Annotated in this window: 20 protein-coding genes and 1 pseudogene; 4 read left to right on the plus strand and 17 right to left on the minus strand. The window is 68.5% G+C overall.

Features of this window, described 5'->3' with window-relative positions:
* Positions 1–645: 645 nt before the first annotated feature.
* From dprA to FAF44_RS46905, 17 genes and pseudogenes are all read right to left on the minus strand, one after another.
* On the minus strand, positions 646–1,842 hold the full coding sequence (gene dprA / locus FAF44_RS46825) for a DNA-processing protein DprA (protein WP_237109929.1): 1,197 nt from the start codon (positions 1,840–1,842) through the stop codon (positions 646–648).
* Between the two features lie 857 nt (positions 1,843–2,699).
* Complete coding sequence (locus FAF44_RS46830; protein WP_237109930.1) at positions 2,700–4,232, minus strand: YifB family Mg chelatase-like AAA ATPase; 1,533 nt, start codon at positions 4,230–4,232, stop codon at positions 2,700–2,702.
* The gene (locus FAF44_RS46835) at positions 4,233–4,592 is read right to left on the minus strand and encodes a YraN family protein (RefSeq protein WP_237109931.1); all 360 of its coding nucleotides are present in this window, start codon (positions 4,590–4,592) and stop codon (positions 4,233–4,235) included. It abuts the gene before it with no gap.
* 1,134 nt (positions 4,593–5,726) lie between these two features.
* Positions 5,727–6,050 carry a DUF2469 domain-containing protein gene (locus tag FAF44_RS46840; protein ID WP_026215037.1) on the minus strand — a complete coding sequence of 108 codons (324 nt, stop codon included), beginning with the start codon at positions 6,048–6,050 and terminating at the stop codon, positions 5,727–5,729.
* A gap of 39 nt (positions 6,051–6,089) precedes the next feature.
* Positions 6,090–6,758 carry a ribonuclease HII gene (locus FAF44_RS46845; protein ID WP_237109932.1) on the minus strand — a complete coding sequence of 223 codons (669 nt, stop codon included), beginning with the start codon at positions 6,756–6,758 and terminating at the stop codon, positions 6,090–6,092.
* A gap of 51 nt (positions 6,759–6,809) precedes the next feature.
* A complete protein-coding gene (gene lepB, locus FAF44_RS46850) occupies positions 6,810–7,406 on the minus strand; it encodes a signal peptidase I (RefSeq protein ID WP_237109933.1) in 597 nt (198 codons plus the stop codon).
* Entirely contained in the window at positions 7,406–8,263 is an 858-nt protein-coding gene (gene lepB, locus FAF44_RS46855; protein ID WP_237109934.1) for a signal peptidase I, read from the minus strand. The genes lepB (FAF44_RS46850) and lepB (FAF44_RS46855) overlap by 1 nt, the downstream gene beginning before the upstream one ends.
* A gap of 140 nt (positions 8,264–8,403) precedes the next feature.
* Positions 8,404–8,766 (minus strand): 50S ribosomal protein L19, encoded by a 363-nt coding sequence (gene rplS / locus FAF44_RS46860; protein WP_237109935.1) that lies wholly within the window; start codon positions 8,764–8,766, stop codon positions 8,404–8,406.
* Positions 8,767–8,903: 137 nt separating this feature from the next.
* Positions 8,904–9,728: a tRNA (guanosine(37)-N1)-methyltransferase TrmD gene (gene trmD, locus FAF44_RS46865; protein ID WP_237109936.1), complete on the minus strand. Its 825-nt coding sequence runs from the start codon at positions 9,726–9,728 to the stop codon at positions 8,904–8,906.
* A complete protein-coding gene (gene rimM / locus FAF44_RS46870) occupies positions 9,728–10,228 on the minus strand; it encodes a ribosome maturation factor RimM (RefSeq protein ID WP_237109937.1) in 501 nt (166 codons plus the stop codon). Before rimM ends, trmD begins: the two co-directional genes overlap by 1 nt.
* Before the next feature lie 72 nt (positions 10,229–10,300).
* A complete protein-coding gene (locus FAF44_RS46875; protein WP_237109938.1) occupies positions 10,301–10,546 on the minus strand; it encodes an RNA-binding protein in 246 nt (81 codons plus the stop codon).
* A gap of 1 nt (position 10,547) precedes the next feature.
* On the minus strand, positions 10,548–10,991 hold the full coding sequence (gene rpsP, locus FAF44_RS46880; protein WP_237109939.1) for a 30S ribosomal protein S16: 444 nt from the start codon (positions 10,989–10,991) through the stop codon (positions 10,548–10,550).
* Between the two features lie 222 nt (positions 10,992–11,213).
* On the minus strand, positions 11,214–12,764 hold the full coding sequence (ffh, locus tag FAF44_RS46885) for a signal recognition particle protein (RefSeq protein ID WP_237109940.1): 1,551 nt from the start codon (positions 12,762–12,764) through the stop codon (positions 11,214–11,216).
* Between the two features lie 57 nt (positions 12,765–12,821).
* The gene (locus FAF44_RS46890; RefSeq protein WP_237109941.1) at positions 12,822–13,409 is read right to left on the minus strand and encodes an ATP/GTP-binding protein; all 588 of its coding nucleotides are present in this window, start codon (positions 13,407–13,409) and stop codon (positions 12,822–12,824) included.
* Positions 13,390–13,806, minus strand: a complete 417-nt coding sequence (locus tag FAF44_RS46895; RefSeq protein ID WP_237109942.1) for a DUF742 domain-containing protein — start codon at positions 13,804–13,806, stop codon at positions 13,390–13,392. Before FAF44_RS46895 ends, FAF44_RS46890 begins: the two co-directional genes overlap by 20 nt.
* A gap of 5 nt (positions 13,807–13,811) precedes the next feature.
* A pseudogene (locus tag FAF44_RS46900) lies at positions 13,812–13,979 on the minus strand (roadblock/LC7 domain-containing protein); the annotation flags it as partial.
* A gap of 13 nt (positions 13,980–13,992) precedes the next feature.
* The gene (locus FAF44_RS46905; protein WP_237109943.1) at positions 13,993–16,488 is read right to left on the minus strand and encodes a nitrate- and nitrite sensing domain-containing protein; all 2,496 of its coding nucleotides are present in this window, start codon (positions 16,486–16,488) and stop codon (positions 13,993–13,995) included.
* Between the two features lie 661 nt (positions 16,489–17,149).
* Here FAF44_RS46905 and FAF44_RS46910 point away from each other — a divergent pair.
* The 4 genes from FAF44_RS46910 to FAF44_RS46925 are packed head-to-tail and all read left to right on the plus strand — an operon-like array spanning position 17,150 to position 21,066.
* Positions 17,150–18,025, plus strand: a complete 876-nt coding sequence (locus FAF44_RS46910; protein WP_237109944.1) for an ABC transporter substrate-binding protein — start codon at positions 17,150–17,152, stop codon at positions 18,023–18,025.
* Positions 18,022–18,831: an ABC transporter permease gene (locus tag FAF44_RS46915; protein WP_237109945.1), complete on the plus strand. Its 810-nt coding sequence runs from the start codon at positions 18,022–18,024 to the stop codon at positions 18,829–18,831. The genes FAF44_RS46910 and FAF44_RS46915 overlap by 4 nt, the downstream gene beginning before the upstream one ends.
* Positions 18,828–19,604, plus strand: a complete 777-nt coding sequence (locus FAF44_RS46920; protein ID WP_237109946.1) for an ABC transporter permease — start codon at positions 18,828–18,830, stop codon at positions 19,602–19,604. Before FAF44_RS46915 ends, FAF44_RS46920 begins: the two co-directional genes overlap by 4 nt.
* Before the next feature lie 13 nt (positions 19,605–19,617).
* Entirely contained in the window at positions 19,618–21,066 is a 1,449-nt protein-coding gene (locus FAF44_RS46925) for a dihydroorotase family protein (RefSeq protein WP_237109947.1), read from the plus strand.
* Positions 21,067–21,100 lie beyond the last annotated feature (34 nt).

The raw sequence follows: 21,100 nt of genomic DNA on the forward strand, positions 1-21,100 counted from the left end.
TACGAACGTCGACACACGCTCAAGAACGCCCAAGACCTCGACTATGCTGCCGCGTAGTCGCAAGCCCTGATGTGTCTATCGAACCGGGGCAACTCCAGGAGCTTCTCACCCACCCGACCCCTCTGCTCCTGGGTGGGAGACCGACAGCTTGATCGTTGACTCTCACTCGGTGGGACGGTGGAACCACGACCGCGCGTGTTGGGCTTCACCGCACCCCAGGAAGAGGGGGTGCGGAATGGTGACGGCCATCGCTTGATCCTGGAAGGGCTGATGCCGCAACCGAGGAGAGCAGAACGATGGCCGCAGACCACAGTTTGGCGTGTGAGCCGACGCCTGCGAAACAGATCCCGCACCGGTGACTCCCACTTTTTCCCACCTCTCTCCACCAGGTCCTTTCCACAACATCTGGGCAGACGCCATGCCGGCCTCGCATCCTGCGCGACGGTGTCCCGCCACGCGGTGGATCAACGATCTCGTCGGACGCTGCCATCTGGGCGGACAGGGCTGAGCGTGGAGGAATCACGCCGCGCTGCCGGACGCTGCCCAGCACCGTCCGTTCTGGCATCGGCGGCCGGAACCGGCCGAACCTGTTCTCCCGTCTCACCTGCGGCTCGGCCCGAGGCCGGTCTGCTGGGCCGGCGTGGTTCAGGTCGCGTGGGTCTCGTCCGGGGTCGGGAAATCGTCCGGGGATGGCGGGGTGTCGGTTGGGTCGGGCTCGGGGGTGAGCGGTGGGTCCAGGGCTACGGAGTCCGGGCTCTTGCGGTATGTGGTGGTGGTCTTGCGGAGGCGCCAGCCGTTCGCGCTGCGTTCGATGTAGCCGGCGGCCGCCAGGCCACCCAATGCGCTCAGCGTCGCGTTCAGGTTCATCCCGGCTGCCACCGCGATCGAGGCCGGGCCCGCGCCGCCTCTGGTGGGGACCGCGTCCAGCACTTTCTTGGTCGGCTCGTTGAGCCTGTCCCTGGCGACGGCCGGGGCCCGCGTCTGCGGGGACAGGTCGTCGCCCAGCGCGCCCACGAGGTCGATCATGTCCTCGGGGGAGGTGATGCAGACCGCTTTGCGTTCGCGAAGGAGTTTGTGACATCCGGCTGACATGGCCGAGGTCACCGGGCCCGGGACCGCGCCCAGGTGCCGGTTGAGGAACAGGGCGTGGGACGCCGTGTTGAGGGCGCCGCTGCGGATCGCGGCTTCCACCACCACGGTCCCTCGCGACAGGGCCGCGATCAGGCGGTTGCGGATGAGGAAGCGGGCCCTTGTCGGGTGTACGCCTGGCGGGCACTCACTGATCAGCACACCTTGTTCCCTGATCGAGGCGAACAACCGCTCGTGGGAACCCGGGTAGCAGATGTCCACGCCGCAGGCCAGGACGACGACTGTGGGGGCGTCGGCGGCCAGCGCGCCCTTGTGGGCCGCCCCGTCCACGCCGTACGCGCCGCCCGAAACGACGGTCCAGCCTTCCTCGCTGAGGCCGACCCCGAGCTGCGCCGCGATGTGCGATCCGTACGGAGTGGCGGCTCTGGCTCCGACCACCGCGACGGAGGTCAGGCAGGAGAAACGGAGGTCGGCGTTGCCGTACGCCCACAGGGCCAGCGGGCGGCTGCGTCCTAGCTGGTCGAGCTGGGTGGGCCACTCCGGGCTGCCGGGGATGATCAGTCTGGCTCCGGCTCGTCGGCCTGTCTCGAGGTCGGCCGCGGGGTTGGCGGCTGCCAGACGGGTGTACCAGGCGTTCAGGCGGGAGGTGAGGTCGGGCGGGCGTGGCTGCTGAGCTTGTCGGGCCACGAACTCCCGGGGCAGGGTGCGGGCGCGGATGGCCTGGACTGTCCGTGGAGCGCCGTATTCAGCCACGAGGCTGCCCATGATGGTGTCACCAACGTCGGCGGCCCGCATGAGCGCGGCCCTGGCCTCGGCTTCCCTCTCCGCTTGCGCCCTCCCTTCTGCTGGAGGTGCGGCTTGGAGAGGTGGGGTCCGCGTGTCGTTCTCGAACCTTGTGCTCTGTGCCTCGTTTCGAGGGCGTATGGTCATGCTCCCGCGCGGGGGTTCTCCTGTTGCGGTGTCCCCGGCGTCGACTCCCTGTGGGCGTCGCGTTGAGCTTGCCTGCTGAGGGCTCTCAGCCGCGCCGATGTGGTGAGGTCCTGCTCCGATGTGCCGGAAGCGCTCTGCCATGCCCACGAGCGCAGGTTCTCCTGTCATGGGGTTGTGAGCGGGCTGATCGTTCGAGGGGGCTTCGGCGAACCTGGGCGCGGCTCTGCTCACAGGTCTGGTGGCGAAGGCGGTGGTGGTCGCGGGCGTCGAAGGTGTGGCCGTGGAAGCCGGCAAGGCTTCGTCGCCGCGGACCATCGAGGACGTGGGTGTCCTGCTGGTCGCTGCGGCTACGGACGGTGTGCCGGTCAAGGGTGCCTCCCGAGGGTGCGGAGTGATGGCGATGCGTCTGAACAGTGATGATCACGGGCCTGTGGAGGCGGGGTGGTCACTGGTTAAGGGGTCGTCGCGAGGGCGAGATAGCGCTCGGGCATGGCCACGGGCGCGGCGGTGGCCGGCCAGCTCCGTGGGGGTGGAGGCCGCCGTGAAGTGCGCGCCCGTTCTGGTACGGGTGGAGGTGGTGCTCATGGCAGCCCCTCTGCTGGGTGGGATGGTTGTGGGGACATACCTGGAGTGCGCGGCGACTCGGCACGGTGGGTGGTGGCGTGACGTGCTTCCAGAGATCACCTCACGCCGAGCCAGAAGCCGAGGGCCGCGTTGGTTTCGTCCTGTCCGGGGGTGTCTTTGTCGGCCAGGTCGGCCAGGGTCCAGGCGACCCGTACGACCCGGTCGAGGCCCCGGGCCGTGAGGGTGCCCGCGTCGAGACAGGTCGTCATGGGGTGCATGGCCTCGGCCGACGGACGGAAGTCGGCGTGCAGGACGGAGGAAGGGATCTCGGCGTTGGAGCGCCACTGCGTGCCGGCCAGACGCTTGGCCGCTCGTTCCCTGGCGGCCAGCACACGTTCGGCGACCTTCTTGCTGGGCTCCACGAACTGGCGATCGGCCAGGAGCTCGCGGCGGGACGAGCGGGCGACCGTGACCTTCATGTCGATGCGGTCGAGGAGCGGGCCCGAGAGCCGGCCCAGGTAGCGGCGTCTGACCGTGGGAGAGCACCTGCAGGCGTCTTCTTTGTCCTCCCCCTGGGCACAGGGACACGGGTTCGCAGCCAGGACGAGCATGAACCTCGCAGGAAACGTGACCGCGCCCGCGGCCCTCGACACCGTCACACGGCCTGACTCCAGGGGCTGTCTCAGCGCGTCGAGGACATGGCGCGGGAACTCGGGCGCCTCGTCCATGAAGAGGACCCCTCGGTGCGCGAGGGACACGGCTCCTGGACGGACGATCGTGCTGCCTCCACCGATGACAGCAGCGGCCGTCGCCGTGTGGTGCGGGCTGACGAACGGGGGCCGGCACATCATGGGGGCGCTGGACGGCAGGACGCCCGCGACCGAATGGATGGCGGTGACCTCCAGGGCGTGATCGAGCTCCAGCTCCGGCAGGAGGGTGGGGAGGCGTTCGGCCAGCATCGTCTTGCCGGTGCCCGGCGGGCCGAGCAACCACAGATTGTGGCCGCCCGCCGCGCACACTTCGAGGGCACGCCGGGCGACCGGCTGGCCGACGACGTCCGCGAGATCGACGTCGGGGGCGTCGGTGGCCTTGGGCGGTTCGACGTACTCCTCGACCTCGGGTTGGGGTGGGTCGTCGCCCTTGCGCAGCCACTCCACCAACTGACGCAGGTCGGCGACGGGGATCACCTTCGCGTCAGGCACGAGTACGGCCTCGGCGGAGTTCGCGGATGGGACCACGACCGTGACGCCGCCCTGTCCGGCCGCGCCCAGGACCGAGGGGAGCACTCCGCGTACGGCTCTGATGCGGCCGTCGAGACCGAGCTCACCCAGGAAGAACAGGTCCGCGATGCGCTGGGCCGGGACCACGCCCGCCGCGCCGAGGATGGCCACGGCTATGGCCAGGTCGAACTGGGACCCACGTTTCGGGAGGCTGGCCGGGAAGAGGCTGACGATGATGCGGGCGTCGGGCCAGGGGTAGCTGCTGTTGACCACCGCCGATCGGACTCGGTCGCGGGCTTCGCTGAGTGCTGTGTCGGGCAGGCCGATGAGGTGGATGCCGGCCAGGCCCTTGCCGACGTCGGCCTCGACCTCGACCGTGCGGCCCGTGACCCCCACCAGGGCCACGCTGCGCGTGCGGGCCACGGCCATCTAGATCGCCCCCCGTACGTGCCGGAGGGCGAAATCTCCCGCGAAGCACTCCAGGGCGATCACGTCCACGCGGATGGCGTCGAACGTACGGGACTGCGCGGACAGCCACTGGCCGGCGAGCATGCGCAGCTTGGCCAGCTTGGCGGGGCTCACCGACTCCAGCGCTGTGCCGTGGGATCTGCCCGATCGGGTCTTCACCTCGACGACGACCAGGATGGGGCCCTCTTCCGCGATGACGTCGATCTCGCCGTAGCGGCAGCGCCAGTTGCGGTCGATCACCTTCATGCCCTGGGTCTCCAGGTAGGTCACGGCTGCCTGTTCGCCGCGCTTGCCGAGCTCGAGCCTGCTTTCCGTGGCCATGTGGCACCTTCCGTTCGGGTGAGGTTCGGGCATGACCTTCGCCGATGCGGGGTGGTGATCGAGGAGCCGAACGAGATTCTGTGGATGAGTGGGTGTGGGCGGCGTAGGGGGTGTGGATAACTGAGGAACAGCCCGGTTGGCGTTGGCCGCCTCGCCTTTGGATGGCGAGCGTGCAGGCACGGGCGAGCGCGGATGGAAGCTGGAGCAGTCAACGTGCAGGTGGGGTGGAAACACAGCCAGGTGCGGCCGTCGCCTGGGGGTCAGTATTCACGCGGCCGTGTCGCAAGCACGACACAGGCGTGGCCGCCGGCACTGGTGTGGGTGCGCCACAGATGCGAGCACGGTTTACGCGCGGTGCAGGTGCACCCGGGAGCCTGAGCGCCAACACCCGCATGCGGTGAGCGGGAAGGCAGGGCCGCGCGCGAAAGCAGGCTGGGGCACGACCAGTGCCACAGGCCCACACGCCCGAACGCGGACAAGACGCAGAAAGCGCCGCAAATTCACAGACGCACGAACGCAGGCAGTGCATGGACGACGTGACAGGTCCACAGGCACGAACGTGAGCAGGACACGGACAGAGCAGCAAGTTCACCGGCATCCACAGTTCGCGCACCAGGCACCGGCACCTGTCGTAGCCTCAGCCCCAGTCGGCGAGTACGACGTCGGCACGCCGACCAGAGCCAGCCGCACTCGCCACGCGCCCCGAAATACCCTGCAGCAGCGAGTTGAGCTGAGTGACATCGTTGCCAGGATCACCGGACAGCGAAACACCGATGGCATCAGTGATCAGGCGGCACTCGCCATCGCCCGCCCCTCGGTAAACAGACTGATCTACGCCTGCAACGATCCAGCCTGGAACCGGTCGAGCGCATCGGCACCGCAGAAAGTCGGGCTCCAACGCGCTGCGCTCCAACCTCACGACTCTCAAATCTCGAACTCGGGCACTCAAGCAGCCCAGAACCTTCAGAGGCCCTGAAACTCAGCACCCAGACTTCAGCCAGAGGGCCCCGGCTCACCGAACGCACAGCCCAACCCACCGGCCATCACCCCGAGGCCGGCAACCCCGGCAACCGGCAAAACCCAGCGAACCGCATCAACAGCCCAGCGGCCGCCGGCTCCCCGACCAGCCCAGCCCTACCCCGAGAACCCCTCCTTGGGCATCTCCAGATCGGCCTTGGCCAGTTCCTCGACATTCACGTCCTTGAACGTGACCACCCGCACGTTCTTGACGAACCGCGCCGGCCGATACATGTCCCACACCCAAGCATCCTGCATCTTCACATCGAAGAAGACGTCGCCGTTCTCGGCGGTGCGCACGTCGAGATCGACCGAGTTGGTCAGATAGAAGCGCCGCTCAGTCTCCACCACGTACGTGAACAAACCGACGACATCGCGGTATTCGCGGTAAAGCTGCAGCTCCATCTCGGTTTCGTACTTTTCGAGATCCTCTGCGCTCATCGCGGTCCTCCTGTCGTACCGGTCCCCCGGTTCGCCTGCTCAGGCAACCCCGGCCCCCATTTCATTTTCACCCATCCCCCTCGCCACCGTGACGAAGGAGTAGCGGTGATCAGGACACGGGCCGTGCGTTTCCAGCGCCAGCCGGTGTCCTGGTGTGACATACCCCTTGTGCTCCGCGAAGCCGTACTGCGGGTAGCGCTCGTCGAGCGCCACCATGAGGCGATCTCGGGTCACCTTGGCCACGATGGACGCCGCCGCCATGCACGCGGCCACCTGATCCCCCTTCCACACGGCCAGTGACGGCGCCGGAAGCCCCGGAACCGGGAAGCCGTCCGTCAGGATGTACTCCGGGTCACAGGGCAACTGTGCGACAGCTCGCCGCATTCCTGAAACGTTGCACTTGTGCAGACCTTTGGCGTCGATCTCCCCCGGCGGGATGATCACTATGCCGACATCTGACGCGGGCATGATCTGCTCGAAGAGGCGTTCGCGTACCAGGGGGGTCAGCAGTTTCGAGTCGCCCAGGCCGTCGATCCGCCTGCGCAGGACGACGGCCGCGACCACGAGGGGGCCGGCGCACGCGCCGCGACCGGCCTCGTCGACGCCCGCGATGGGGGTGAGGCCGCGGCGGGCGAGCGCCCGCTCATAGGCGTAGAGCCCGGAATCTCGCCGGACGACGCTCGGTCGAGGGCGGAACGCAACTGTCATGACACAGGCAGCGTACGCCCCATTCGCCGCATACCGCGACCGGAAGACGGCTTACTTGACCTTGTCGAAAATGTCGGGACGGGTGAAGAGATAGCCCCGCGACAGCGGCCAGTAGCGCACCACGGCCACGCCGATCACGGCGTCTTCCGAGATGAAGCCGCCCCCTGGCTCCTCCATGTGGGCGCGGGAGTCGGCCGAGGCGCTGCGGTGGTCGCCCATCAGCCAGAGCTTGCCGGCGGGCACGGTGACGTCGAACTTATCGCCGGAAGCGAAATCGTCGGTGTAGAGGTACGACTCCTCGTCCAGTGGCGTGCCGTTGACCGTGATGCGCTTGTCCTTGTCGCAGCACACCACCTTGTCGCCGCCGACGCCGATGACCCGCTTGATGGTGTCCTCGCCGGTCCAGCCCTTGAAGACGATGATGTCGCCACGCTCGGGCTTGCCCGCCAGCTTGTTGACGAAGACCCGGTCGTTGACCAGCAGGGTGTTCTCCATCGACACGGACGGGATGTAGAACGACCCGACCACGAACGTGTGCAGCAGCATCGCGAGGCCGACTCCCAGGACGAGGAGCAGGATGGTCTCGCGGAAACCGCCGCCCTTCTTCTTCTCTTTCCCCACGCCCTCCGCCTTCTTGGTGTCGGCCATCAGCGTCTCCTTCGCAGGCGCCGACGGACCAGCACCAAGGGTACGGCCAGGCCGAACCCGGCGACCAGCGGCGTCGGGGTACCGAGCGCGTGCAGCGCGGGCTGGGCGAAGGTGTCGGGGATGTCGATGGTGTCGAACCGATTGAACGGCCAGACGATCACGAAGGCCCGCCCGATGACCTGGCCCTCGGGGATGGAGCCGCCGCCCGGGTCGCCGGTGTGCGAGCGGGAGTCGAGCGAGACCGAGCGGTGGTCGCCCATCACCCACAGCCGCCCCTGCGGCACCGTGACGTCGAAGAACTCGTCGGAGGGCACGTCACCGGGGTAGAGGTAGCTCTCCTCGTCGATGGGCGTGCCGTTGACCGTGATGCGCCCCTTGGAGTCGCAGCACTTGACGTGGTCGCCCCCCACGCCGATGACCCGCTTGATGTAGTCCTTCTCGCCCGGCACGACGCCGAAGGCCGTGCCGACCCACCGGAAGAACCCCGCGACCACGTTGGACGGCTCCTCCATCTGGAACTCGCCGTCCCAGGAGTCGACGCCCGAGAAGACCACCACGTCGCCACGCTCGATGTCACGGGTGTGGTAGACGAGCTTGTTGACCAGGACCCTGTCGTTCGTCAGCAGGGTGTTCTCCATCGATTCCGACGGAATATAGAAGGCCTGGACCACAAATGTCTTGATGATCAGGGCCAGAACCAGGGCTACGACGATGAGAACGGGAAGTTCTTTCCAGAACGACCCCTTCTTCTCCTTTTCTTCACCCTTGGCCGGCTGCTGAGTCTCTTCCGCGACCACGTCCACCTCGTCTTCGACAGGGCGGCGCGCGGCGCCGTGCTCCTGGCTTTCGCTAGTCATCGCTGACGAGCCTAGATGATGTGTGGGCTCGACAAGCCTCGACCGACGTTACACCGTGCACGAGTCGCTCCACATAAAGGAAACGCCCCTGTAAAGCCGAATGGCCCGCGCGGAACGCGGGCCATCGAAAGGGCGCCTGGTTACTTGGCGGGCGTCGTCTCGCGCTTCTCGCGGATACGGGCGGCCTTGCCGCGCAGGTCACGCATGTAGTAGAGCTTGGCGCGACGCACGTCGCCGCGGGTCACGAGAACGATCTTCTCGATGACCGGGCTGTGCACCGGGAAGGTGCGCTCGACGCCGACGCCGTAGCTGACCTTGCGCACGGTGAAGGTCTCGCGGGCGCCGCTGCCCTGACGGCGCAGCACGAAGCCCTTGAAGACCTGGATACGGGAGCGGTTTCCTTCGACGACGCGGACGTGAACCTCGAGCGTGTCACCGGGGCGGAACGCCGGCACGTCGCCGCGCAGGGTCGCCTTCTCGAGCTCCTGGATCTTCGTGTGCATGAGAGCAGTCCTCAAGTCCTCGCGAGCACGCGGAGGTCCACCCGGCCGGAGCTCGCGGCGGACACGCTTGCTGATGTGGTGAGCCCGGGACCGTCTCCCGGGCATGACGGACCAACCGAAGAACGGTTGGCAGCGATTCAGTTTGCCACATCTTCCGGCTGGAGGCGAAACGACAGCTCTTCGAGCAGCTTCCGGTCGTGTTTGTCCAGCGTCGCGGGGTCGAGCTCGGCCGCCAGCTCCGGCCGGTTCCGTACGGTGCGGCGGATCGCCTCGTCGCGCCGCCACCGGGCGACATTTCCGTGATGTCCGGACAAAAGCACAGCGGGCACCTCGTGCCCCCGCCACACGGGCGGTTTGGTGAAAACAGGCCCCTCGACGAGGTTGCGCATCGACCCGGGCGCGAACGAGTCGTCCACGGCCGACTGGGCGTTGCCCAGCACGCCGGGCAGCAGCCGGCCCACGGCCTCCACCATGACCAGCACCGCCACCTCGCCGCCGGCCAGCACGTAGTCGCCGATGCTGACCTCGTCGACGCGCAGCCGCCCGGAGTACTCCTGCATCACCCTGGAGTCGATGCCTTCGTAACGGCCGCAGGCGAACAGCAGCCACGGCTCCCCCGCCAGCTCCTGCGCCAGCTCCTGGGTGAACGGCCGCCCGCTCGGCGTCGGCACGACCAGCCGCGGCGCGGGGCCGCCCGCGGAGCCGACCACCGTATCGATCCCCGTGTCGATCGCCGTGTCGATCACCGTGTCGATGGCCTCGCCCCACACCTCGGGCTTCATGACCATGCCGGGCCCGCCGCCGTACGGAGTGTCGTCCACGGTGCGGTGCACGTCGTGGGCCCAGTCGCGGAGCTGGTGCAGCCGTACGTCGAGGGTGCCGCGCTCGCGGGCCTTGCCGATCAGCGAGACGTCGAGCGGCGCGAAGTACTCGGGGAAGATCGAGATGATGTCGAGCCGCATCACAGCAGCCCTTCGGGCGGATCGACGACCAGCCGGCCCGCCTCGGGATCGACCTCGGGCACCAGCGCCTTGACGAACGGGATGAGCACGTCCTCCTGGCCCTGCCTGCGTACCACGAGGAGGTCCTGGCCGTGGTGCAGCACGTCCTCGACCCGCCCGACCGGCTCGCCGGAGACGGTCTCCACCGCCAGGCCGATGAGCTGGTGGTCGTGGAACTCGTCGGGGTCGTCGGACGGCGCCACCTCGGCGGAGTCGATGACCAGCAGGGTGCCGCGCAGTTCCTCGGCGGTGTCGCGGTCGGCGACCCCCTCGAATGTCACCAGCAGCGCGCCCTTGTGCCAGCGGCGGGCCACGATGACGAGCGGCCCCCGGTCGGCGGGGTCGGTCGCGATCGGCGTCCCGGCGGCGAAGCGCAGCTCGGGATCGTCGGTGCGCACCTCCACGGTCACGTCGCCGCGCACCCCGTGCGGGCGGCCTATCCGGCCGACGACCAACTGCACGTGAACCTGCTTTCTCTGCAACGCGGAGCGCCCCCATCGGAACAGAGCCGATGAGGGCGCGAAAACCTGACGCTAACGGACCGCTTCGTGCAGGTCGAGCAGATCGACCCGCACGTACTTCCCGTCGGACAGGGCGTTCACGACCGTGCGCAGCGCCTTGGCGGTGCGCCCGCCGCGTCCGATGACCTTACCCAGGTCCTCGGGATGCACCCGGACCTCCAGGACGCGCCCGCTGCGAATGCGGCGGGCGCGGACCCGGACATCGTCGGGATTTTCGACGATGCCCTTAACGAGGTGCTCGAGAGCCTCCTCGAGCACGTCAGCCCTCGCCCTCAGTCGGGGTCTCGGCGGGGGCCTCGGCCTCGTCCTTCTTCTTGCCGCCCTTCTTCGGCGTGGTGGCGGCCGTGCCGGTGTCGCCACCGGACAGCGCCTCCTTGGCCGCCGCCTCATAGAGAGCGTGGCGGTCGGGCGCGGGCTCGGCGACCTTCAGCGGCGCCGGAGCGGGCTCACCCTTGAACTTCTGCCAGTCGCCGGTGAGCTTGAGCAGCTTGAGCACCGGCTCGGTCGGCTGCGCGCCGACACCCAGCCAGTAGGCCGCGCGCTCGGCGTCGATCTCGATGCGCGAAGGGTCGTTCTTCGGGTGGTACAGGCCGATCTCCTCGATCGCCCGGCCGTCACGCTTGGTGCGGCTGTCGGCGACGACGATACGGTACTGAGCATTGCGGATCATGCCGAGCCGCTTGAGCTTGATCTTGACTGCCACGGGTGTGGTCTCTCCTGCATTCGAGCGTGGGTGAACGGCACCTCGTCGAGTGGGGCACGACGCGGCGACGCTCCAGGGACAGGCGTGACCGGCGGGAGGTGAGAGGGCACCCGCGTGGCCACGATGTTCCAACATGTCATTCTGCCAGACCCGAGGCACTGCCCGGGACCCGTCGCGGCAGCGCACCGCAAAGGTCGGGCAAGGACCTCGCGGCGCCGGCCGCTACTTCTGCCCGGGCAACCGCAGCTTGGACGGATCGAAGCCGGGCGGGAGCTCGACCCCCGGCGGCAGTTTCCCGCCGAGGTTGCCCAGCATGCCGCCCTGCTTGGGCTCGCTCGGGGCCGCGTCGCCCGAGGGCGCCTTGCCCAGTGCGGCCTTGCGCGGGTCGCCGCTGACGCGCCGCCCCTTCTTGGCCTTCTTCTGCGCCTTGCCCGCCTTGCCGCGTCCGCCGGGCATGCCCGGGATCCCCATGCCGCCGGCCATGCGCTTCATCATCTTCTGCGCGTCGAAGAAGCGGGTGACCAGGCTGCTGACGGCGCTCACCGTCACGCCAGAGCCGGCCGCGATGCGGGCGCGCCGCGAGCCGTTGATGATCTTGGGGTCCTGGCGCTCGGCCGGGGTCATCGAGCGGATGATGGCCGCGATGCGGTCGAGGTCGCGGTCGTCGATGGAGTTGATCTGGTCGCGCATCTGCCCCATGCCGGGCATCATGCCGAGCAGATTCTTGATCGGCCCCATCTTCTGGACCATCATCATCTGCTCGAGGAAGTCCTCGAGCGTGAAGTTCTCGCCCGACGTGAGCTTGCCGGCCATCTTGGCGGCCTGCTCCTCGTCGAACGTCTTCTGGGCCTGCTCGATCAGGGTGAGGATGTCACCCATGTCGAGGATGCGGGAGGCCATCCGGTCGGGGTGGAAGGCGTCGAAGTCTTCCAGCTTCTCGCCCGTGGAGGCGAACATGATCGGCCGGCCGGTGATGTGGCGGACCGAGAGCGCCGCGCCGCCGCGGGCGTCGCCGTCGAGCTTGGTCAGCACCACGCCGTCGAAGCCGACGCCCTCCATGAACGCCTGCGCCGTGGTGACGGCGTCCTGGCCGATCATGGCGTCGACCACGAACAGGGTCTCGTCGGGCGAGACCGCGTCGCGGATGTCGGCGGCCTGCTTCATCATCTCCTGGTCGATGCCCAGACGGCCGGCGGTGTCGATGACGACGATGTCGTGGTTGAGGCGCCGGGCCTCGTCGAGCGATCTGCGGGCGACCTCGACCGGGTCGCCCACTCCGCTGCCCGGCTCGGGCGCGTAGACGGCGACCTGGGCGCGCTCGCCCACGACCTGAAGCTGCTGGACGGCGTTGGGCCGCTGCAGGTCGGCGGCGACGAGCATGGGCGCGTGCCCCTGCTCCCGCAGCCACCTGGCCAGCTTGCCCGCCAGCGTCGTCTTGCCGGCGCCTTGGAGACCGGCCAGCATGATGACGGTCGGGGGTGTCTTGGCGAAGCGGAGCCTGCGGGTCTCACCGCCGAGGATCCCGATCAGCTCGTCATTGACGATCTTGACGACCTGCTGCGCCGGGTTCAGCGCCTGGGAGACCTCGGAACCGCGGGCGCGCTCCTTGACCTGGGCGACGAACGCCTTGACCACCGGCAATGCGACATCGGCCTCAAGCAGGGCGATGCGGATCTCGCGGGCGGTGGCGTCGATGTCGGCATCGGACAGCCGCCCCTTGGATCGGAGGGAGGAGAAGACCGATGTCAGGCGGTCGGATAGCGTCTCGAACACGTGGTTGGCCAGTCCTCGAAGCGAATGTACGTCTAAGACTCCAGCCTATCCGCTCCGCTAGCCGCTCCAGCCTGGCACGGCCATCCGGACCGTCAGCGCGTGCTCGACGAGCTGGATCAGCACGCCCTTGACCGAGTCCTTGGAGCGGGCGTCGAGCCGCACCATCGGGATGTGCGGCGACAGCGTGAGAGCGTCGCGCACCTCGGTGTCGCTGTGCAGGTACTGGCCGTCCCAGCCGTTGATGCCGACCACGAACGGGAGCTGGGCTTCCTCGAAGTAGTCGATGGCCGGGAAGCTGTCGGCCAGGCGGCGGGTGTCCACGAGGACGACCGCGCCGATCGCCCCTCGTACGAGGTCGTCCCACATGAACCAGAACCGGTGCTGTCCGGGGGTGCCGAACAGGTAGAGGATCAGGTCACGGTCGAGGGAGACCCGGCCGAAGTCCATGGCGACGGTCGTGGTCGACTTCAGCGGTGTCATGCCCAGGTCGTCGATACCGGCGGAGGCGTCGGTCATGACGGCCTCCGTGGTCAACGGCATGATCTCCGACACCGCGCCGACGAACGTCGTCTTGCCCACCCCGAACCCACCGGCGACGACGATCTTCGTCGACGTGAGACCGGGGCTAGAGCCTGCGTAGTCCACTGAGCACCCTTTCCAGCAGGTTGACGTCCGGCCTTCCTGCCTCAAGCTGCGGCTGATGCACCCGTACGAGGCCCTCGGCCGCCATGTCCGCGATCAGAACACGCACCACGCCGAGCGGGATCCGCAGCAGGGCCGACACCTCGGCCACCGACCTGACCTGGAGGCAGAGCTGGCTGATCGCTTTGTACTCGGGCGTGATGTGGGAGAACTCCCGGTGCTCGGCGGTCGCCGAGGACACCAGGGCCTCCATCGCCAGCTTGACCTTGGGTGCGGTCCGCCCGCCGGTGACGGCGTAGGGCCGTACCGGGGAGGCGGGGTCGGAGCTCGGCGGCGGGGACGGCGGCGGCTCCCAGCCACCGCTGTTCCATCCGCCGCTGTTCCACGTGGGATTTGTCACCTACATCACCTGGTCTGGCTGGCGCGCAACTCCGCGCGCACGGCAGGAGTCAGTACCTGACCGGCGCGGTCCACCATCAGCGTCATCTGGTACGCCACCAGGCCCATGTCACAGTCGGGGGCCGCGAGCACCGCAAGGCACGAGCCGTCGCTGATCGACATGATCAGCATCACTGGCTCAGGTCGTTCATGCGCGCTCATCCCTGTTCTCAAGACTTCTCGGACCGGAGGAATACGATCTTCCCTCGCTGATGTCGTCTCGTGCCGCTCTGAATCCTTGCTGGAAGCTCGAGAGGCGGCTGCGTACCCGCTCTGGCGAGACGGCAGGCATGGGGGCGACGCCCTTCGGCGCGGACACGGTGTCGGCGGAGCCGGGCACGAGGTTGGCCTTGGGCACCCGCTTGGGCAGGCCCGCGGACGTCGCGCCGCCGCGTACCGGCTCGACCACGGCCTGCGCGGCGCTCCAGCCCGCGTCGGCCTTGGCCGATCCCCAGGTGGCGTCCCCTTCGGAGGTCTGCTCGAACCAGGCCGACTCGACGGAGGCGAAGATCGGCAGGTACTCGTCGCCCGCGGTGGCGGGCTTGACGACGGGGATCGGGCCGGTGGCCGCGGACTCGGTCTCAGGCAGGTCGAAGCGCGGGCGCTGCAGGTTCAGGTTGGTCGGGGCGGAGTCCGCCCAGCTCATTTCGGGACGGTCGTCGCCGGTGGGACGTTGCGGCAGCCCGGAGCCGGTCCCCCAGGAGCCGGACGAGCCGGCGGGGGTGCGTGAGGGCACCCAGACGTCGGAGTTGTCGAAGCCGCCGGTGCCGGCGCCGTTGCCGCGGGGCTCGGACGGCCAGGCCGTGTCCATGCTCGGGTGGGAGGGGAAGGACGGGTGCCCGGGCCCCGGCCGGTACTCGCCGCCGTTCCACTGGGGGACGGGCGGCGGCGGGGTCACGGCCTGCTGGGCGCCGAAACCGAAGCCGAAGTTGTCGCCGGTCTGGCGCTGGTCCATGGCGGGCACGCCCTGGCCCGCAGGGGCCTGGGCGCCGAGGAGCGATTCGGGCATCAGGACCATCGCGGTCAGGCCGCCCGATCCGTGCGGGCGGAGCTGCACCCGGATGCCGTGCCGGTGGGCCAGCCTGGCGACCACGAACAGGCCCATGCGGCGCGAGACGGAGACGTCCACGCTGGGGGCGTCGATGAGGCGCTCGTTGGCCTGGACCAGCTCGTCGGGGGTCATGCCGATGCCGGAGTCGGTGATGGACAACATCACGCCGCCGCCGTCGATCCGGCTGCCGGACACGGTCACCCTGGTCTCGCGCGGGGAGAACGACAGGGCGTTCTCGACCAGCTCGGCGAGCAGGTGGATGACGTCGTTGACGGCCTGTCCGGCGACGGCGACGCCGTCGGGCACCTGGAGCACGACGCGCTCGTAGTTCTCGACCTCCGACAGGGAGGCGCGGGCGACGTCCACGAGCTGGACGGGCTTGCTCCAGCGGCGGGGCGGCTCCTGGCCGGCGAGGACCAGCAGGTTCTCGCTGTTGCGGCGCATACGGGTGGCCAGGTGGTCCAGCTTGAACAGGTTGCCGAGCCGCTGCTCGTCCTGCTCACCCTGCTCCAGACCGTCGATCAGGGTGATCTGCCGCTCCACCAGAGTCTGACTACGCCGCGACAGGTTCACGAACATCGCGTTCACGTTCGACCGCAACCGCGCTTCCTCACCCGCCAACCGCGTGACCAGCAGCACGAGGATGAGCAGGAGCACGATGGCTCCGGCCACGATGATGGCGCTCTGCTGCTCGCTGCTCTCCAGGGTGCGGCTGCGCAGCACGATGTTGTCGGCAGCCTGCTGCTCGACCTTGCGCATGCCGGAGATGGTCTCGGTGATGGCGTCGTACCACGCCTCGCCGTCACGGGTGAGGCCGAGCTGACGGTCCACCAGCGGGAGGTCGGCCGACTGCAGCGTCAGGGCGCGGGCCGCGAGCATCTCGGCGCGGTCGACGGCCTTGCCGCTGACGGTGTCGTCGTAGAGCTGGCGCAGGTCGAGGGGGACCTGTGAGCGGAAGGTGCTCAGCTCGCTGTTCTTCTGGGAGCGCGCGGCGATGAAGGCGTCGAGCTGGCCGTTGCCGAAGGCCCGGGTGGCCAGGGCCGACACGAGCAGCGCGCGCTGGGTGGAGACGTACTGCTTGGCCCTGGACAACGCGCCGAAGCCGGCGACGCCGGCGGACAGCTCCTTGTCGACCGCGCCTCGGTCGATCTTGTCGTTGAGCGCGAGCAGGTCCGAGATGGACCGGTCGTACAGGTCGATGACGGAGTTCGCGTCGAGCGCGGACTCGATCGCGGTCTTGCGCGAGGTGGCGAGCTCGTCGAGGCGGTTCTTGATGCGCAGCGCCTCGGCCGCGTGCGGGCCGCTGCCGGTGGCCAGGGACTCGATGTCGCCCCTGACCTCGACGACGAGCTTGTCGACGCGCTCGTACTGGGCCGAGACGTCCGCGGGGTTGCCGGTGCGGCGGCCCTGGGCGACGTACATGGCGCTCAGGTCGCGCTCGCTCTCCACCTCGTGGGCGAGGGCGGTCAACCCGCTGGCCAGCACCGCGACCTGGTTGACCTGTGCGTACTCGTTCGCGGTCGCGGTGGAGGTGGCGACCCGCAGGCCACCGAGCGTCAGCGCGGCGAGCGTGGGGATGACGACCAGGACCACCAGCTTGGAACGTACCCGCCAGTTGCGCAGCGAGAAGCGGGCCCCAGCTTTCGGGCCTGCGACTTTCGCCTTGCCCGGGGCCGGCGCCGGTGGTTTACGGGCCGCGTTTCGGGGGGCTTCTTCAGTTAAGCCCGAATCCCCGCCCACAGAGGGGACAACACTCTTCACTTGCCTCCGCAACCTCTCCTCGGACGGTCTGGTGCACGAAGATCACGTCATGCGGGTGTTGCAGTGTGACGCCGACGCACCCTTGGGGCGAGAGCTAATTGGAGCACATCAACATGAGATCGGCCAATAGCGCAAAGATCGCAGTCACCGCACAATCCGACATTTGTCCCAAAACACAACACCCGCTTCAGGCTTCCCACGTCAAGAGGTCGGAGCTCCGAATAATCGGACAGACAGACATGTATCGCCTTATATCGGCATATATATCGTTAATTTCCGGTGTAGTGGCTGCGGTGAATAGCACAGCCTGCGCTAGGGTGCCTCCGTCGTTGAACACTCCCGTTCGCACTCACCCCCCTCGGTTCAAAGGAGACCCGCAATGCGGTTCGGTGCATTAGGGCGCACTGCTCTGATTGGGCTTGTCGCCTCCCTCGTCATCACGGGGTGTTCCAGCTCGGGCGAGGAGGCGGGCGGATCGAACGCCTCCTCCGACATGAAGACCGACCTGCTGATCGGCCAATACCCCGGCGCGGACTCCGCACCCCTGTTCATCGCCATGGAACGCGGCTTCTTCAAGGAAGAGGGACTCAACGTCAAGCAGGAGCCCATCCAGGCGCCTCAGGCGGTCCTTCCCAAGCTGTCCAACGGCTCGATGGACATCGTCCTCGGCAGCTACGCGACCATCCTGGTGATCCAGGAGCAGGGCACCGAGAAGTTCAAGTACATCGCCGACTCCTACCAGGGTGCGGCCGGGGCCTTCGGCATCATGGTCAAGAAGGACTCCCCGATCAAGCAGGTCGGCGACCTGAAGGGCAAGAAGATCGGCGTCAACGCCCTCAAGGGCCTCGGCACGCTGACCATGAACCCGCACTTCAAGATCGCCGGCCTGGACCCCGACAAGGACATCGCCTACACCGAGGTCCCCACCACCAACTGGCTCTCGTCCCTCGACAAGGGTGACGTGGACGCCGTGTGGATGACCGACCCGTACGTCAGCGAGGCCAAGAAGACGCTCGGCGCGACCATGCTGCTGGACACGATGTCCGGCCCGACCGACGGTCTGCCGATCACCGGCTGGGCCGCCACGGAGAAGTGGGTCCAGACCAACCCGAAGACGCTGGCCGCCTTCCAGCGGGCCATGGCCAAGGCGCAGAACATCGCCGCCACCGACCGCAGCGCCGTCACCAAGGTCCTGCCGACGTTCACGAAGATCCCGGCGGAGACCGCCGCCACGATCAACCTGGGCGCCTACCCGACCTCACTGAGCGCGCAGCGCATCCAGCGCGTCGCCGACCTCATGCTGGAGTCGAAGATGCTCACGCAGAAGCTGGACGTCAGTTCGATGATTTACTCAGCCTCTCAGGGATGATGGGCACAATCACCGGAACGCGGGGCGAGCGGAGCCCGCTCGCCCGCGCCAAGCTGACCAAGTTCGCCCGTCACGCCACCGGCGTGGCGGGCTTTCTGCTCATCTGGCAGGTCATCGGCATGTCCGGCCTGTTCAAATGGCTTCCTCCGGCGGCGGACACGCTGGTGCGGACCGTCTCGCTCGCCGCCGATCCCGTCTTCCTCGACGACGTGCTGGGGACGATCACCGCCGCGGCCATCGGGCTGCCGCTCGCCGTCCTCGTGGCCGTCCCGATCGGGCTGCTTCTCGGAACGGTCCCGGTGGTGGAGGAGATGACCCGGGTCTTCGTGGAGTTCCTGCGGCCCATCCCCTCCGTGGCGCTGATCCCGCTGGCGCTGTTCTTCTTCTACCCGGAGATCAACGCCAAGGTCGCGCTCATCGTCTTCGCCGCGTCCTGGCCCATCCTGATCAACACCCTGTACGGCGTCCGGGACGTCGATCCGCTGGGCAAGGAGACGCTGCGCTCGTTCGGCTTCGGCCGGGGCGCGGTGATCTGGCGGGTCTCCCTGCCGAGCGCGGCGCCCTTCATCGCGACGGGCGTGCGCCTGGCCGCCTCCATCACGCTCATCCTGGCCGTCAGCGTCGAGTACATCGTGGGCGGTTCGAGCGGGATCGGCAGTTTCCTCATCGAGGCGAGCACGGGCATCGGCGCGGACGCGATGATCGACGTCATCGCGGCCCTGCTGTGGGCCGGCGCGATCGGGCTCGTCGTCAACATCGCTCTCGTGCAGGCGGAGCGACGGCTGTTCAAGTGGCGGACGACGTGATACTCACCATCATCAAACGGTTCTGGCTGGTGCCGGTCATCCTGGGCGGCTGGGAACTGCTGGCGCGGGCCGAGAGCAGCCCGTACCTGCCGGCGCCGAGCCGGATCGTGTCGCGCATGTACGAGATGTGGTTCTCCGGGCCGTTCATCCTCACCGAGGAGGCCATCGAGAACTTCGTGCCGAGCCTGGTCAGGGTGGTCTCCGCCTGGAGCCTGGCGGTGGTCGTGGGCGTGGCGCTCGGCGTCGCGCTCGGCAGGTCCGCCACGCTGGCCGACTACATCTCGCCGCTGATCGAGTTCGGCCGGGCGGTGCCGCCGCCCGCCATGCTCCCGCTCTTCCTCGTGCTCTTCACGATGGGCACGCAGGTGCAGCTCGCGACCATCGTCTTCGGCATCATCTGGCCGATCCTGCTCAACTCCATCGACGGCGCGCGCGGCCTCGACCATCTGAAGATCGAGACGGCCACGGTGTTCGGCGTGCCCGCGCACCTGCGGCTCACCCGGATCATCCTGCCCGCCGCCGCGCCCAAGATCTTCGCCGGGCTGCGGCTGAGCGTCTCGCTGGCGCTGATCCTGATGGTCATCTCGGAGCTGAAGGGCAGCACCGAGGGGATCGGCTACCTCCTCAACCTGGCCAGCAACAACGCCGACATACCGGCCGTCTGGGCCGGCGTCCTGGTGCTCGGCGTGCTGGGCTTCACACTCAACACCCTGTTCCTCATGGTCGAGCGGCGCGTGCTCGCCTGGCACCGCGACGCCTACCGCATCGCTTAGGAGAGTCCCCCCTGTGACCGAGCTGTTGCTGAAGAACGTCAAGGTCGTGACACACGACCGGGACGAGCCCGTCGAGGCGGACATCGCCATCGCCGACGGCCGCGTCGTCCGGGTCGAGCCCGGGCTGCCGGCCACCGGCGAGGTGATCGACGGGGGCGGCAAGCTGGCCTTCCCCGGCGTCGTGGACGCCCACCAGCACTGGGGCATCTACCACCCGCTGCCGGAGGACACCGAGTCCGAGAGCCGGGCCAGCGCCCAGGGCGGTGTGACGACCGCGCTGACGTACATGCGGACCGGGCAGTACTACCTCAACAGGGGCGGCCCTTACGCCGAGTTCTTCCCCGAGGTGCTCAAGCAGGCCGAGGGCCGGGCGTACGTGGACTACGGCTTCCACCTGGCCCCCATGTCCAGCGGGCACATCGACGAGTTGCCGGAGCTGGTCGAGCGGTTCGGCGTGCCGTCGTTCAAGATCTTCATGTTCTACGGCGGGCACGGACTGCACGGGCGCTCCGACGACCAGAGCTCCTTCCTCATGCTGCCCGAGGGCGAGCGCTACGACTACGCGCACTTCGAGTTCGTGATGCGCGGCGTGCAGGCGGCCAGGGAGCGGCTGCCCGAGCTGGCCGAGGAGATCTCGCTGTCGCTGCACTGCGAGACCGCCGAGATCATGACCGCCTACACCAAGCTCGTCGAGGACGCCGGCGAGCTGAGCGGGCTGGCCGCCTACAGCGCCTCCCGCCCGCCGCACTCGGAGGGGCTGGCCGTCTTCATCGCCTCCTACCTCGCCCACGAGACCGGCCTGGCCAACGTCAACCTGCTGCACCTGTCCTCCCGCAAGGCCATGGACGCCGCCGTACGGATGGCGGCGACGTTCCCGCACATCGACTTCCGGCGGGAGGTCACGATCGGCCACCTGCTCGCGGACGTCGACACGGCCAACGGCGTCGGCTCCAAGGTGAACCCGCCGATCCGGCCGCGCGAGGACGTGGAGGCGCTGTGGGAGTACCTGCTCGACGGCACCGTGAGCTGGGTGGTCAGCGACCACGCCTGCTGCCGTGACGAGGTCAAGTTCGGCGAGCCGCGCGAGAACGTCTTCCTGGCGAAGTCCGGTTTCGGCGGGGCCGAGTACCTGCTGCCCGGCCTGGTCACCGAGGGCCGTCGCAGGGGGCTGCCGTACGGCCGGATCGCCGCGCTGACGTCGTGGAACCCGGCGCGGCGCTTCGGCCTGCGCACCAAGGGGACGATCGCCCCCGGCTTCGACGCCGACATCTGCCTGGTGGACCCGGCGCACACCTGGACGGTACGGGCCCAGGACTCGGAGTCGACGCAGGAGTACACGCCGTTCGAGGGCTTCGAGCTGACCGCGCGGGTGACCGACACGTTCGTCCGCGGCCACCGGGTGCTGGAGTCCGGCAAGGTCGTCGGCGCGCCGGTCGGCCGGTACGTGTCGCGCCCCGCCTGATCCCGGCGCTCTTCCCCGGTACCGCCGCGCGGCC

The organism is Nonomuraea sp. MG754425 (assembly GCF_021699195.1).
Lineage (GTDB): Bacteria > Actinomycetota > Actinomycetes > Streptosporangiales > Streptosporangiaceae > Nonomuraea.

Bases quoted from the DNA above. Each gene is read 5' to 3' on its own strand.
- FAF44_RS46830 (WP_237109930.1), bottom strand. From the start codon at position 4,232: ATGGCCGTGGCCCGCACGCGCAGCGTGGCCCTGGTGGGGGTCACGGGC.
- FAF44_RS46835 (WP_237109931.1), bottom strand. From the start codon at position 4,592: ATGGCCACGGAAAGCAGGCTCGAGCTCGGCAAGCGCGGCGAACAGGCA.
- FAF44_RS46840 (WP_026215037.1), bottom strand. From the start codon at position 6,050: ATGAGCGCAGAGGATCTCGAAAAGTACGAAACCGAGATGGAGCTGCAG.
- FAF44_RS46845 (WP_237109932.1), bottom strand. From the start codon at position 6,758: ATGACAGTTGCGTTCCGCCCTCGACCGAGCGTCGTCCGGCGAGATTCC.
- lepB (WP_237109933.1), bottom strand. From the start codon at position 7,406: ATGGCCGACACCAAGAAGGCGGAGGGCGTGGGGAAAGAGAAGAAGAAG.
- lepB (WP_237109934.1), bottom strand. From the start codon at position 8,263: ATGACTAGCGAAAGCCAGGAGCACGGCGCCGCGCGCCGCCCTGTCGAA.
- rplS (WP_237109935.1), bottom strand. From the start codon at position 8,766: ATGCACACGAAGATCCAGGAGCTCGAGAAGGCGACCCTGCGCGGCGAC.
- trmD (WP_237109936.1), bottom strand. From the start codon at position 9,728: ATGCGGCTCGACATCATCTCGATCTTCCCCGAGTACTTCGCGCCGCTC.
- FAF44_RS46910 (WP_237109944.1), top strand. From the start codon at position 17,150: ATGAAGACCGACCTGCTGATCGGCCAATACCCCGGCGCGGACTCCGCA.
- FAF44_RS46915 (WP_237109945.1), top strand. From the start codon at position 18,022: ATGATGGGCACAATCACCGGAACGCGGGGCGAGCGGAGCCCGCTCGCC.